The 14962-nt window shown below is 40.2% G+C and carries 10 protein-coding genes and 1 pseudogene; 8 read left to right on the top strand and 3 right to left on the bottom strand.

The genetic code is table 11. The features are described from left to right. Positions 1-810, top strand: coding sequence for an MBL fold metallo-hydrolase (locus HT734_RS00885; protein ID WP_000004965.1), 810 nt, complete (start codon positions 1-3; stop codon positions 808-810). A 230-nt stretch (positions 811-1040) separates the two neighbouring features. Next, positions 1041-1555, top strand: a pseudogene (tnpA, locus tag HT734_RS00880) (IS200/IS605 family transposase). 414 nt (positions 1556-1969) lie between these two features. On the opposite strand, the gene HT734_RS00875 reads toward tnpA, so the two are convergent. The 3 genes from HT734_RS00875 to HT734_RS00865 form a co-directional block, all read right to left on the bottom strand. Further along, positions 1970-2722 (bottom strand): ABC transporter permease, encoded by a 753-nt coding sequence (locus HT734_RS00875; protein ID WP_173278404.1) that lies wholly within the window; start codon positions 2720-2722, stop codon positions 1970-1972. Positions 2723-2732: 10 nt separating this feature from the next. Then, positions 2733-3641 (bottom strand): ATP-binding cassette domain-containing protein, encoded by a 909-nt coding sequence (locus HT734_RS00870; RefSeq protein ID WP_033680238.1) that lies wholly within the window; start codon positions 3639-3641, stop codon positions 2733-2735. Between the two features lie 141 nt (positions 3642-3782). Continuing rightward, positions 3783-4592 carry a Cof-type HAD-IIB family hydrolase gene (locus tag HT734_RS00865; RefSeq protein ID WP_033680237.1) on the bottom strand — a complete coding sequence of 270 codons (810 nt, stop codon included), beginning with the start codon at positions 4590-4592 and terminating at the stop codon, positions 3783-3785. A gap of 146 nt (positions 4593-4738) precedes the next feature. Here HT734_RS00865 and HT734_RS00860 point away from each other — a divergent pair, with 146 nt between their 5' ends. The 6 genes from HT734_RS00860 to HT734_RS00835 all read left to right on the top strand — a co-directional run. Continuing rightward, positions 4739-5200 carry a MarR family transcriptional regulator gene (locus tag HT734_RS00860; protein ID WP_033680236.1) on the top strand — a complete coding sequence of 154 codons (462 nt, stop codon included), beginning with the start codon at positions 4739-4741 and terminating at the stop codon, positions 5198-5200. Further along, the gene (locus tag HT734_RS00855; protein WP_033680235.1) at positions 5193-5612 is read left to right on the top strand and encodes an EVE domain-containing protein; all 420 of its coding nucleotides are present in this window, start codon (positions 5193-5195) and stop codon (positions 5610-5612) included. Before HT734_RS00860 ends, HT734_RS00855 begins: the two co-directional genes overlap by 8 nt. A gap of 106 nt (positions 5613-5718) precedes the next feature. Continuing rightward, positions 5719-8994, top strand: a complete 3276-nt coding sequence (gene rexB, locus HT734_RS00850; RefSeq protein ID WP_173278402.1) for an ATP-dependent nuclease subunit B — start codon at positions 5719-5721, stop codon at positions 8992-8994. Beyond that, complete coding sequence (gene addA / locus HT734_RS00845; protein WP_173278400.1) at positions 8991-12641, top strand: helicase-exonuclease AddAB subunit AddA; 3651 nt, start codon at positions 8991-8993, stop codon at positions 12639-12641. Before rexB ends, addA begins: the two co-directional genes overlap by 4 nt. Before the next feature lie 17 nt (positions 12642-12658). Continuing rightward, positions 12659-13837: a hypothetical protein gene (locus HT734_RS00840; RefSeq protein WP_173278398.1), complete on the top strand. Its 1179-nt coding sequence runs from the start codon at positions 12659-12661 to the stop codon at positions 13835-13837. A 241-nt stretch (positions 13838-14078) separates the two neighbouring features. Next, positions 14079-14962, top strand: an 884-nt coding sequence (locus tag HT734_RS00835) for a YSIRK-type signal peptide-containing protein (RefSeq protein WP_173278397.1), incomplete at its 3' end; no start/stop codon positions are given.

The raw sequence follows: 14962 nt of genomic DNA, 5'->3' as shown, positions 1-14962 counted from the left end.
ATGAGTGAAACAGGCTTTAAATACAGTATTTTAGCGTCGGGTTCCAGTGGAAATTCCTTTTATCTGGAAACCCCGAAAAAGAAGCTTTTAGTGGATGCAGGCTTGTCTGGTAAAAAGATTACTAGCCTACTTGCTGAAATTAATCGCAAACCAGAAGACTTGGATGCCATCTTGATTACACATGAGCATTCAGACCATATCCACGGAGTGGGTGTTTTGGCTCGCAAGTATGGTATGGATTTGTATGCCAATGAAAAGACCTGGCAGGCTATGGAAAATAGCAAGTATCTTGGCAAGGTAGATTCTTCACAAAAGCATATCTTTGAAATGGGCAAAACCAAAACCTTTGGAGATATTGATATTGAGAGTTTTGGGGTTAGCCATGATGCGGTTGCTCCGCAGTTCTATCGCTTTATGAAGGATGACAAGAGTTTTGTCATGCTGACTGATACAGGTTATGTGAGTGACCGTATGGCAGGAATTGTCGAAAATGCGGATGGATATCTTATCGAGTCCAACCATGATGTAGAGATTTTGCGAGCAGGTTCTTACGCTTGGCGACTTAAACAACGAATCCTATCGGATCTAGGTCACCTTTCTAACGAGGACGGTGCCGAAGCTATGATTCGTACCTTGGGAAACCGCACTAAGAAAATCTACCTTGGGCATTTATCTAAGGAGAACAATATCAAGGAGCTAGCTCATATGACCATGGTGAATCAGCTAGCACAAGCTGATCTAGGTGTAGGAGTAGACTTTAAGGTATATGATACCTCACCAGATACCGCAACACCATTGACTGAGATATAAAAAGAAGGCTCTTTTTCAACTGTAAGGGGTTGCAGAAAAGCTAAGCTCGAGAAAGGACAAATTTCGTCCTTTCTTTTTTCTTATGTGACTTTCAGTCCGTCTCGCTCCGTTAGGTGCGAGACAAAAAAACCACCCGCTATGCAGGTACGCGTCGAAGGTTGTACCCAAAAAACTCCAAACGCGATACAATAAAGCTCTTCAAGGCAATTGTAAAGCGAAAGGAGAAAAATATGGCACAAAAGGATCATAGTTTATCGCACACAAAGTGGCACTGTAAGTATCACATTGTGTTCACCCTAAGTATAGACGAAAAGTCATCTATAATCAATATAGAAGTAGTTTAGGCGAAATATTTCATCGTTTGTGTAGTTATAAAGGAGTTGAAATTATCGAGTGTCACTTAATGCCAGACCATGTACATATGTTAGTAAGTATTCCACCGAGGATAAGTGTTTCGAGTTTCATGGGTTATTTAAAAGGAAAAAGTGCACTCATGATGTTTGATAAACACGCCAATCTCAAGTACAAGTTTGGGAATCGGCATTTCTGGGCGGAAGGTTATTATGTAAGTACGGTGGGACTCAATGAAGCTACAATTAAGAAATATATTCAAGATTAAAGAAATTATCCAGTGGATGATTTCTTCACGAGTATGAAAATTTGAGAACGAGTAAAGCATGATATAGCACTAGATAAATTAAGTGTAAAAGAATATGAGGATCCCTTTAGGAATAGTGGTAAGTAATACTAAAGCCTCTTTAAGAGGCAAGTGACGAGTCAAGAGCAATAAGGTTTGAACAACGTGAAAACCAGCGTCTTTAGGCGCTGGCTGGTAATTTGGGCTTATAGCCCTGGGACAAACCACCCGTCAAACGGGTGGTCATGATTTGAAAAAAACATGTGTAACATGTTTTTCTACCACCCAATCTAAGGTATTGTGAAGAGCTACAGTATAGTAGATTGAAATAGAATCTAAACAAATTGATTAAGAAATTTAAAGTAATTTCTAAAAATATTTTAGAAGCGATATTGTGCAATTCTAGATTCAATCTACTATAAAGACAACGGATTTGTATTGTTCATCTTTATTATAAGGTAAACTTCAAGGTGAACTTCTTTTTCTATCATGAGTTAGCAGGCTCTACCTGCTTGAAGTTTTTTATAGACTTTTCTTTTTGAAAACTGTCAGTCCACTTATATTAAAAATTACAATAACAGCTAAAGTAACTATAAGTGTATAGAAAATGGATTCACTATTAGCAGTCATAGCATAGGTAAATCGCAAGGATAAATATGGCAAAATTTTGATACTTGGGAAGATGAGCATTGGCATAGAAAGTAAGATAGAGCTGACCAAATAACCAATAAATACCGCAAGATAAGAATGACTAACATAGAGAATGAAGGAAACAATGGAAAGCCAAGCAAGGAGGCAAAGGAATTGAAGGAAAATGGTTACCAGTAGATTGCCAATAAAGCCATCAGGCATAGTTCCAAATCCATTTAAGATAGTTGCTGGAATAAAGGCAATCACAAGACAGATGATGACTTGCAAAAGTGCAATACAAGTCAATACAAAGGCTTTGGCAAGGAAAAACTCGGTACGAGAAACACCCACTGTTAAATTATTTTTATAGAGTTTACCGATTAAATCAACTCCAAGAACGAGGCAGGATAGGATGATACAGAGAAAAACGAGGTTTGAACCTTGACTAGAAGCGTTAATAAGTGCTTGTACACCGTCCCAACCATGGGTTGGAATTTCTGGTTCTTCTGTCTGGATTGCCATCAGATGACCAGTAGCTCCTATACTTGCACCCATTAGCATGAGAGCAAAGAGAATGAATTCTGTAATCCAAAAACCTTTGGAACGGAAAAGACGGTAAAAGTCTGCTTGAATGGTATGTATCATGATTTTCCTCCTATTCGACCAATTGAGTGAAGTATTCTTCTAGGTTTTGACGGGCATAGTAAATCTCGTCAATAGCAACATCTGCCAAAGTTAATTCCTTAAGAATCTGTTTGACATCTTGTTCCTGACCAAAGATATGGATTTCATTTTCTGGATTCACAACCTTGAACTGGAGATGGATTTGTTCTTTTAATACTTGACAAGCTTTCTCTTGGTCAGCTGTCTTAAGAACAATGTAATCCTCGCTTAGTGTTTCAAATTCAGCTTTGCTGATTTCACGGATAATCTTGCCTTGATCTAAAATACCAAAACGATTGGCTAGGAGATAGAGTTCTGACAAGATATGGCTAGAGATGAGAATGGTGATCCCTTTTTCTTGATTTAGTCGTTGAATCATTAGTCGAAATTCTTTGATACCTATTGGGTCGAGACCGTTAATAGGTTCATCTAGGATCAGGAAGTCTGGTTTGGATAGGAGGGCAATGGCAATACCAAGTCTTTGTTTCATTCCTAGCGAGAAATCACGAAAGACTTTCTTACCTGTATCTGACAAACCTACATAGTCCAGCGTTTCTCGAATGACTTGATCAGCATTTGGAATATGACGAATCATACAATAATATTTCAGATTTTGATAGGCTGTTAAGTGATTATGAGCTACAGGTGATTCAATCACTGAACCTACTCGAGATAGAGCCTTGGTCCACTCATTTTCCGATTGACTAGAAAAGAGGGAAACAGTTCCTTTATCCGCAAACAGCAGTTGCGTAATAATTTTTATCAAGGTAGTCTTCCCAGCTCCATTCTTCCCAATAAGTCCATAAATATCTCCCTCTCTTATCGTTAAATGAAGATCCTGAAGAATAGCTTGTTTGTCAAAGTTTTTGGACAATCCATGAATATCAAGTACTGTTTTCATGATTCTCTCCTTTTGATTTATTTTGATAACTTTAGTATAAAGCATAGAAATCAAAGAAAGCTCAAGGATTTCTAAAGAGTTTCTAAAGTTTTAGGAATTCTTAAATATCAAAACCCAGTTGACACGAACTGGGCTTCTTAATTATAAAATATATTTCTCAATGGCACGCGCAACGCCGTCTTCTTCGTTGCTTGCTGTAACGGCATCCGCAAGAGATTTGACATAATCGCTGGCATTTCCCATTGCAACACCAAGCCCTGCAAATTGGAGCATTTCAATATCGTTATTAGCATCGCCCATAGCCATGATTTCTGAGGAATCAATCTTCAGAATCTCTGCCAGTCGTGAAAGAGCAGTAGCCTTTGTCGTTCCAAGTGGCATGGCTTCATAAATGACAGGCTGCGAACGAACTCCACTGAATCGTTGACAGAGTTCCCCAGCAAAACGCTCTTCAAAATCGTCTGTTTGCTCTTTGGTACCCAAAAACATACCTTGGAACATACGGTACTTACCACTGGTAGCTTCCTCAAGGGAAATTTCAGTCAGGTCTGAAAAGACTAGCTTGGCATCATTTTGAACGATTTCATTAGGTTTGCCACCGAGGACAAAATAATGTGTCTCGTCAAAAAGAGTCAACTGAACATCACTTTTTTCAGCAAGGTCATAGAGGTATTCGATGTCAGCTGGACTGAGTTCTTGCCAGTCAACCAAATTCCAATCGCTGGTTTGGTGAGTTGAGCAACCGTTGTTAACAATCACATACTCATTCTGGAGGTCTAGTCCCAGTTTTTTGTAGTAGGGGAGGACACCGAAAAGCGGGCGACCCGTACAGAGAACCAGTTTGACACCTTTTTCAATGGCTTGGTGAATAGCAGTAATGTGAGCTTGTGGGATTTCCTTGGCTTCATTGAGGAGGGTTCCGTCCATATCCAAGGCTAGTAGTTTAATCATAGGTCTTCCTTTTCTAGGTGTTTTGCTTTTATTATAGCATATAGAACATAAAATGTCTGACAGAATTGTAACATTCAAGCTCCCTTTTCTTGAAAAATAAAATAAATTATCTTATAATATGTATACTTAATATTTAAGGAAAAATAATGTCAAAGTATCACTTTAATTCAATTTACAAGAATGATGAAACAGAGTCCACAGGTCTTCTTTTCATCAAAGTCTACAACAAGTGGGAAAGTAATTTAAAAAGAGTTTTAAAATCAGTTGGTCTTACTTTGCCCCAATTTATCATTTTGACTTCGCTCTTATTTCTGACGAATAGAGAGGAATATGTAACACAAGTTGATATTGCTCGTTTCACAGGTATGGATGTCATGACGGTTTCTCAGATTGTCCGGTTACTAGAGAAGAAAGACTACATTAGACGCGATCAACATCCAAAGGATAGTCGAGCCAAACTGGTTTTAGTGACGAAGTCTGGTGTGGAGAAGGTCAATCAAGCTTTACCCTTAGTAGAAGGGGTTGATGAAGAATTTTTTGAAAAACTTTCTAACGATAGAGAAAGTTTTAATCGCATGTTAGCAGAGTTGGAGGATAAAAATGCCTAGATATTGGGTCGGAGTTGTTTCAAAGAATCATGTTTTAAGAGGAGTTGAGGGGAATTTTTGCCAGGTCTGTCATGGAAAGGGCGGCCCCTTAAACCGTATGAAAAAAGGCGATTATCTTTTATACTATAGCCCCAAATACGATATGAATGGTCAAGATAAGTTACAGGCTTTTGTGGCCGTAGGTAAAATTATAGATGACAAAGCCTATCAAGTAGAGCAGTTTGAAGGATTCTTTCCCTTTAGACGAAATGTCGAGTATTATCTACCAGTCAAAGATTGCTCCATAGAAATAGCCAGACAACATCCTGAATGGAAAAACTATACTTCTAGGCTTCGTTATGGGCATTTTGAAGTTTCCAAAGACTTTTTCCTATATATATTTCATCATATGAAAGTGGATGACGAAGCTTGATTGATTTGCTAGTTAAATGATTGTCAACAAGAATTTTGGATTTGGACAGTGAAGCGAACTTTGCTATAATAGAGTAAGAAACTTTGAGAAACCAAACGAGGCTGAGATGAAATTACTTTATACTGATATTCGAACTTCTTTGACAGAAATTCTAACCAGAGAGGCGGAAGAGCTAGTTGCTGCTGGCAAGCGAGTCTTTTACATTGCTCCCAACTCTCTTTCATTTGAAAAGGAACGTGCCGTGCTGGAATGCTTGTCCCAGCAGGCTTCTTTTGCGATTACTGTCACGCGCTTTGCCCAAATGGCTCGTTATCTGGTCCTGAATGACTTGCCTGCCAAGACCAGTCTTGATGATATCGGTCTTGGGATGGCTTTTTATAAATGCCTTGCCGAACTTGATCCTAAGGATTTACGTGTTTATGGAGCTATCAAGCAGGATCCTCAGTTTATCCAGCAGTTGATTGAGCTTTACCACGAGATGACCAAAGCACAGGTGAGTTTTTTGGACTTGGAGAGTTTGACGGATGAGGATAAGAGAGCCGATTTACTCTTGATTTTTGAGAAGGTAACGGCTTATCTCAATCAAGCTCAGTTAGCTCAGGGAAGTCAGTTGTCCCATTTGATTGAGGCTATTGAGAATGACAAAGTTAGTAGTGATTTTAGACAGATTGCCTTAGTTATTGATGGATTTACCCGTTTTTCTGCCGAGGAAGAGCGAATTGTGGACCTACTTCATGGCAAGGGTGTTGAGATTGTCATTGGAGCCTATGCTAGTAAGAAAGCCTATACTAGCCCTTTTAGCGAGGGTAATCTCTACCAAGCTAGTGTGGAGTTTCTCCACCATCTGGCCTCTAAATACCAAACGCCTGCTCAGGACTATTCTCAAATTCATGAGAAGATGGATAGTTTTGACAAGGTCTCTCGTTTGCTGGAGTCTTCTTATGACTTTTCAGAACTCGCTTTGGATGTCGATGAGAAAGACCGTGAAAATCTACAAATCTGGTCTTGTTTGACGCAAAAGGAGGAGTTGGAGCTAGTAGCCCGTAGCATCCGTCAGAAATTACATGACAATCCAGACTTGAGTTACAAGCATTTTCGTATTCTCTTGGGAGATGTAGCTTCTTATCAGTTATCTCTCAAAACCATTTTTGACCAGTATCAGATTCCTTTCTACCTTGGTAGAAGCGAATCCATGGCGCACCACCCCTTGACACAGTTTGTCGAGTCTATTTTGGCTTTAAAACGCTATCGTTTCCGTCAGGAGGATTTGATTAACCTTCTTAGAACAGGTTTGTATACCGATTTTAGTCAGTCTGATATTGACGCATTTGAGCAATATATCCGTTATCTTGGTATCAATGGCTTGCCAGCCTTTCAGCAAACCTTCACCAAATCCCACCATGGGAAATTTAATCTTGAGCGTTTGAATGCCCTTCGCCTGAGAATTTTAGAACCTCTTGAAACTCTCTTTGCCAGTCGAAAACAGAAGGCTGAAAATCTCTTGCAAAAGTGGAATGTCTTTCTAAAAGAAGGAGCGGTGACCAAGCAGTTGCAAGATTTGACAGCCACTATGGAAGCTGTAGAACAGGAAAGACAAGCCGAAGTTTGGAAGGCTTTCTGTCATGTTTTAGAACAATTTGCGACTGTTTTTGCTGGTTCGCAAGTTAATCTAGAGGACTTTCTAGCCCTGCTCCATTCTGGAATGAGTTTGTCCCAATACCGTACCATTCCAGCGACAGTGGATACCGTTCTGGTGCAAAGTTACGATTTGATTGCGCCATTGACTGCTGACTTTGTCTACGCTATTGGGCTGACTCAGGACAATTTACCAAAAATCGCGCAAAATACCAGTCTTTTGACTGACGAAGAAAGACAGAGCCTAAATCAAGCGACAGAAGATGGGACGCAATTGATAATTGCCAGCAGTGAAAATCTCAAGAAAAATCGCTACACTATGCTTTCCTTGGTCAATTCTGCGCGTAAGCAGTTGGTCTTGTCGGCTCCAAGCCTTTTTAATGAAAGTGAAAGTAAGGAGTCAGCTTATCTTCAAGAGCTGGTCCATTTTGGATTTAGTCGGAGAGAGAAGAGGATGAATCACAAAGGGCTGTCTAAGGAGGATATGGGGTCCTATCACAGTCTTTTGTCTAGTCTGGTTGCCTATCACCAACAGGCCGAGACGAGCGATACTGAGCAAGATTTGACATTTATTAAGGTTCTGGCGCGTGTCATGGGTAAAAAACTTGACCAAAAAGGCCTTGCAAATCCAGCCCTTCCAACAAGCCCAAGCAGTAAGCAGTTGACCAAAGATACCTTACAAGCTCTCTATCCTACAGATCAGGAGTTTTACCTCTCTACCTCTGGTTTGACAGAGTTTTACCGGAACCAATACAGTTATTTCCTTCGCTATGTTTTAGGCTTGCAGGAGGAATTACGCCTGCGTCCTGATGCCCGCAGTCACGGAAATTTCTTGCACCGTATCTTTGAACGTGCCTTGCAGTTACCTGACGAAGATTCCTTTGACAAACGTCTAGAACAAGCTATCCAAGAAACCAGTCAAGAACGCGAATTTGAAGCCATTTATCAGGAAAGTTTGGAAGCCCAGTTTACAAAGGAAGTTTTGCTTGATGTTGCACGGACAACTGGACATATTCTCCGCCATAATCCAGTTATTGAAACCATCAAAGAAGAAGCAAATTTTGGTGGAAAAGAGCAAGCCTTTATTCAATTGGACAATGGTCGCAGTGTCTTTGTACGAGGTAAGGTTGACCGAATTGACCGTTTGAAAGCTGATGGAGCGATAGGGGTAGTAGACTACAAGTCTAGTCTAACTCAGTTCCAATTTCCTCATTTCTTTAATGGGCTTAATTCTCAGTTACCAACCTACCTAGCTGCCCTAAAAAGAGAAGGGGAGCAGAACTTTTTTGGTGCCATGTACTTGGAAATGGCTGAGCCTGTCCAATCTTTGACGGCCGTTAAAAGTCTGGCAGGTGCAGTAGTAGAAGCTAGCAAGTCAATGAAATACCAAGGTCTCTTTTTAGAAAAAGAAAGCAGTCATTTAGGCGAATTTTACAATAAAAACAAGGCTAATCAGCTGACAGATGAGGAATTCCAGCTCCTACTGGACTACAATGCCCATCTTTATAAAAAAGCAGCTAAGAAGATTTTAACAGGCCAGTTCGCCATTAATCCTTATACCGAAAATGGTAGAAGCATTGCCCCCTACGTTCAGCAGCATCAAGCCATTACTGGCTTTGAAGCCAATTACCACTTAGGTCAAGCCCGTTTTCTAGAAAAGTTGGACTTAGCTGATGGCAAGCGTCTTGTCGGAGCAAAACTCAAGCAAGCTTGGTTTGAAAAAATAAGAGAGGAGTTGAATCGATGAAGCCTATTCCCTTTTTAATCGAGAAGGAAATTCAAAAATTGCAAGAAGCAGAAGCAAATTCGAACAAGGAACAAAAGAAAACTGCCGAACAAATTGAAGCCATCTACACTTCTGTTCAGAATATCCTAGTCTCAGCATCGGCTGGTTCTGGGAAGACCTTTGTTATGGCAGAGCGTATTCTGGACCAATTGGCGCGTGGTGTCGAAATTTCTCAACTCTTCATCTCAACCTTTACCGTTAAGGCAGCCACTGAGCTTAAGGAACGTTTGGAGAAAAAAATCAGCCAGCAAATCCAAGAAAGCGATGACGTTGACCTCAAACAACACTTGGGTCGCCAGTTGGCAGATCTACCCAACGCGGCTATTGGTACCATGGACTCTTTCACACAAAAATTCCTTGGTAAACACGGTTATCTGCTTGATATTGCACCTAATTTCCGTATTTTACAAAACCAAAGCGAGCAACTCCTTCTAAAAAACGAAGTTTTCCATGAGGTCTTTGAATCCCATTATCAAGGTAAACAGAAAGAAAAGTTTAGTCATTTGCTGAAAAATTTTGCTGGACGCGGCAAAGATGAACGTGGTCTGCGACAGCAAGTCTATAAAATTTATGACTTCCTCCAATCTACCAGTAATCCTCAAAAGTGGCTGAGTAAATCTTTCCTCAAAGGCTTTGAAAAAGCTGATTTTACCAGTGAAAAAGAAAAACTGACTAAGCAAATCCAGCAAGCCCTTTGGGATTTGGAAAGCTTTTTCCGTTATCATCTGGATAATGATGCCAAGGAGTTTGCAAAGGCTGCTTATTTAGAAAATGTTCAGTTAGTTCTGGATGAAATTGGCTCCTTAAATCAAGAGTCTGATAGTCAGGATTATCAGGCAGTACTTGCGCGTATTGTCGCAATTTCAAAAGAGAAAAATGGTCGGGCTCTGACGAATGCCAGTCGTAAGGCTGATTTGAAGCCACTGGCTGATGCCTACAACGAAGAAAGAAAGGCCCAGTTTGCTAAACTAGGACAACTAGCAGATCAGATAACGATTCTGGACTATCAAGAACGTTTCCATCAAGAAACATGGGGATTAGCTAAAACCTTCCAATCTTTCATGAGCGATTTTGTGGAGGCTTATCGTCAGCGTAAACGTCAGGAAAATGCCTTTGAATTCGCTGATATCAGCCATTACACTATTGAGATTTTAGAGAATTTCCCGCAAGTTCGTGAGGCTTATCAAGAACGTTTCTACGAAGTCATGGTTGATGAGTACCAGGACACCAACCACATTCAAGAACGGATGTTGGAATTGCTGTCGAATGGTCACAATCGCTTTATGGTTGGAGATATCAAGCAGTCCATCTACCGTTTCCGTCAGGCAGACCCGCAGATTTTCAATGAAAAGTTCCAACGCTATGCGCAAAATCCAAAAGAGGGCAAGCTGATTCTCCTCAAGGAAAATTTCCGTAGCAGTTCAGAAGTGCTGTCAGCAACCAATGATGTCTTTGAACGTCTCATGGACCAAGAGGTCGGCGAAATCAACTATGATAACATGCACCATCTTGTTTTTGCCAATACCAAACTGACTCCTAATCCAGACAACAAGGCAGAATTTCTCCTCTATGATAAGGACGACACAAGTGAGGAAGAAGAGGGACAGGCAGAAACGAAACTAACAGGTGAAATGCGCCTTGTTATCAAGGAAATCCTTAAACTTCATCAAGAGAAAAGTGTAGCTTTTAAGGAAATTGCCCTTTTGACCTCCAGCCGCAGTCGAAATGACCAGATTCTCCTTGCCTTGTCTGAGTACGGGATTCCTGTCAAAACCGACGGTGAACAAAACAATTACCTCCAATCTCTAGAAGTGCAAGTCATGTTGGATACACTTCGTGTCATTCACAATCCCCTGCAAGATTATGCCTTGGTTGCTCTCATGAAGTCTCCAATGTTTGGATTTGATGAGGACGAGTTAGCACGTTTGTCTCTCCAGAAAGCAGAGGACAAAGTTCAAGAGAATCTCTATGAGAAACTGGTCAATGCTCAAAAACTTACAACAATCCAGAAAGAGTTAATTCATACTGATTTAGCTGAAAAATTAAATAAATTCATGGATATCTTGGATTCATGGCGCTTGTATGCCAAAACCCACTCACTCTATGATCTGACTTGGAAGATTTATAACGACCGCTTTTATTATGATTATGTTGGGGCTTTGCCAAATGGTCCTGCTAGACAGGCCAATCTCTATGCCCTAGCACTGCGTGCTGATCAATTTGAAAAGAGCAATTTCAAAGGTTTGTCGCGTTTTATTGGTATGATTAACCAAGTTTTAGAAGCCCAGCACGATTTATCAAGCGTGGCCGTCGCACCGCCAAAAGATGCAGTGGAACTCATGACCATTCACAAGAGTAAAGGGCTGGAGTTTCCTTACGTCTTTATCCTCAATATGGATCAAGACTTTAACAAGCAAGACTCTATGTCAGAAGTCATTCTCAGCCGAAAAAATGGACTAGGTGTTAAGTATATTGCCAAAATGGAAACAGGAGCAGTAGAAGCTCACTATCCTAAAACCATCAAACTCTCCATTCCTAGCCTGACCTATAGGCAGAATGAAGAGGAATTGCAGCTGGCAAGCTATTCAGAGCAGATGCGTCTGCTGTATGTTGCCATGACGAGGGCTGAGAAAAAGCTCTATCTTGTCGGTAAAGGTTCTCGTGAAAAGCTGGAAGCCAAAGAATACCCTGTAGCTAAAAATGGAAAACTAAATAGCAATACTAGACTGCAAGCCAATAATTTCCAAGATTGGATTTGGGCTATCAGTAAAGTGTTTGCCAAGGACAATCTCAACTTTAGCTATCGTTTTGTTGGCGATGATCAGCTGACTAGAGAAGCTATCGGTCAGTTGGAAAATAAAAGCCCTCTCCAAGATAGCTCCCAAGCTGACAACCGCCAGTCAGAAACCATTAAGGAAGCTCTTGAAATGCTGAAAGAAGTGGAAGTCTATAATACTCTTCACCGCGCAGCCATTGAACTTCCTAGTGTTCAAACCCCGAGTCAAATCAAGAAATTCTACGAACCAGTTATGGATATGGAAGGTGTCGAGATTGCAGGTCAAAGCCAGTCAGTAGACAAGAAAATTAGCTTTGATTTGCCAGATTTTTCAACCAAAGAAAAGGTAACTGGAGCTGAAATTGGTAGTGCTACCCACGAACTCATGCAGAGAATTGACCTCAGCCAGCGACCAACGCTTGCTAGTCTGACAGAAACTCTCAAACAAGTTCAAACCAGCCCAGCTGTCAGGGACAAGATCAATCTTGCTAAAACTCTTGCATTCTTTGACACAGCGCTCGGTCAGGAAATTCTCGCTAATACCAACCATCTCTATCGCGAGCAACCTTTCTCCATGCTCAAACGAGACCAAAAGAGTCAGGAAGACTTCGTTGTCCGTGGTATCCTTGATGGCTATCTCCTTTACGAGGACAGAATTGTTCTGTTCGACTATAAGACAGACCGCTATGATGAACCAAGTCAACTCATAGACCGCTATCGTGGTCAATTAGCCTTATATGGTGAGGCTTTATCCCGAGCCTATTCGATTGAAAATATTGAAAAATACTTGATTTTACTAGGTAAAAACGAGGTTCAAGTTGTAAAAGTATAATCTAGAAAGGAGACCTCATGACACTTCCAGTTAGAAAATCCCTGCACGATGCGGTTTTACAGGCTTCAAAAGCTGATACTTGGGAACAAGCTACCAAGGAATGGAATGAAGTTTCCTTGATTTTTAACGGTATCGGCCGTAGCAATTGTGTCTGTGGGAATGCCATCAAGTACGCCTACGAACTCTTTAATGGTGTCACAGGCCAACGTCTCTTTCCGATTGGTAGCGACTGTGTTCGTCATTTTCACCGATTGTCCCTTGACCAGCAATTGGAAGAGGAAGAAAAACTACTCAGAAAGGTTGAAAATCTGACAAGAAAAGCCCAGAAAAAGGAAAAAATCAAGGTCAATAAAAGTGACTTTGACGAGCGACTTCTAAAGTGGCTCTGGGAAAAAGGTGTTTTTAAACCCAATCGTGGCAATCAGTTCTCACCTGAGAAAGACTACCAGCTCTTCCTAGAAGTCTTTCAAGGAGGAAGTTGGACCAAGGCAGAACCCAAGAAGAAGGCTCGTATGGAGGAAGTCCTTGAAAAGTGTATCAAACCCTTTTTACTTGGGAAACCAGATGACCAACTCTACCTTGTCAAGCTAGGTAAGGAGAAAATTGACTACGAACAAGAACTGCGTATCCAGGCAGAGAAAGAGCGCAAAAAGAGAGATAAAATCGCCAAGCAATATGCAGACAATCTGGTTCTAGCTATGGGCCCAGCAGAGCGTGCTTATCAGGATTACTTTGGCTTTACAGAAACCCTTACTCAAGAAGAACGCAAGTGGGAGAAAATACTTTTTGGTAAAAATCGAACAGAACGGGCTATCAAAGCCAAACAATACCAAAAAGAGCTGGAAAAAGACCAACGAATAGCTAGTCAGGATCCAATTGAAAGAAAGCAGAAGCAGACCTGGCTTCTCAATTCCTATTTTCGTGAGCTTCCTGAAGAAAAATCTAGATTTGCTCGGCTCTTATTAGAATATCGAAAGAGTGGAGAAGTGCCATTTTCAACTGAATATCTGTCAGACCATCTGCTCGACTTTTTCTATAAAATGAAAGCTTTTGAGTTTGAAATCGCACCAGAACAAGTCCGAGATTTTCTAAAAGAAAGCCTCCAGGCAGATCATCTCTCCTCAGCACAAGAAAGCTGGATAGAAGGAATTCTCCTAAACTGTCTCAAACCATTTTTAGAACGATTAGTGATATAAGTAACACCTACCGTGGAAATGCCATGGTAGGTGTTCTTTTATGAAAAAAGATAATAGGGAATTGCAAACATTACTACTTGGTATTTTATATATAAAACAAAGTATGAAAACGTAACGCAATTTTAAGACTTTTTGGTAAATTAAGAGTATAATCAAAGTGTAATGCCTTTTTTATAGATAATACACTAATATATTGAAGGTCTTCGTAAGATAAATATAAATTTTATTTCAAGGAGGAATAATGGAAAAGTATTTTGGTGAAAAACAGCAGCGTTTTTCATTTAGAAAATTATCAGTAGGACTTGTATCTGCAACGATTTTAAGTTTATTTTTTATGTCTGTATTAGGAAGTTCATCTGTGGGTGCTCAAGAAACTGCAGGAGTTCACTATAAATATGTGACAGAGTCAGAGTTATCATCAGATGAAAAGAATAAGCTTGTCTATGATATTCCGACATACATGGATAATGATGATGAGACTTATTATCTTGTTTATAAATTAAATTCCCGAAATCAACTGGGAGAATTACCTAATACTGGAAACAAGAATGATGTTCAAACCTTGGTTGCTGGTGCTAGCTTAGCTGCTCTGGGGATTTTAATTTTTGCCGTTTCTAAGAAAAAGGTTAAGAATAAAACAGTATTACATTTAGTATTGGTTGCAGGAATAGGAAATGGTGTTCTTGTATCCGCTCATGCTTTAGAAAATAATCTTTTGCTAAATTACAATACTGACTATGAATTGACCTCTGGAGAAAAATTACCTCTTCCTAAAGCCATTTCAGGTTACACATATATTGGATATATCAAAGAGGGGAAAACGACTTCTGAGTCTAAAGTAAATAATCAAGAAAAATCAGTAGCCACTCCTACAAAACAACAAAAGGTGGATTATAGTGTTACACCAAATTTTGTAGAACATCCATCAACAGTACAAACTATGCAGGAACAAACATCTGTTTCTTCAACTAAGCCGACAGAAGTTCAAGTAGTTGAAAAAACTCTCTCTGCAGAATTAACCAATCCAAGAAAAGAAGAGAAACAATCTTCAAATTCTGCCGTTGTAAGCGCAAAAGGCGAACCTGCAACCCAATCTGCCTTACCAGAAGCAGTTGTAACTGACAA

The organism is Streptococcus sp. k-90 (assembly GCF_013277565.1).
GTDB lineage: Bacteria > Bacillota > Bacilli > Lactobacillales > Streptococcaceae > Streptococcus.
Note: the sequence above shows the minus strand (reverse complement) of the source record. Positions and strands in the feature narration are given on the sequence as shown.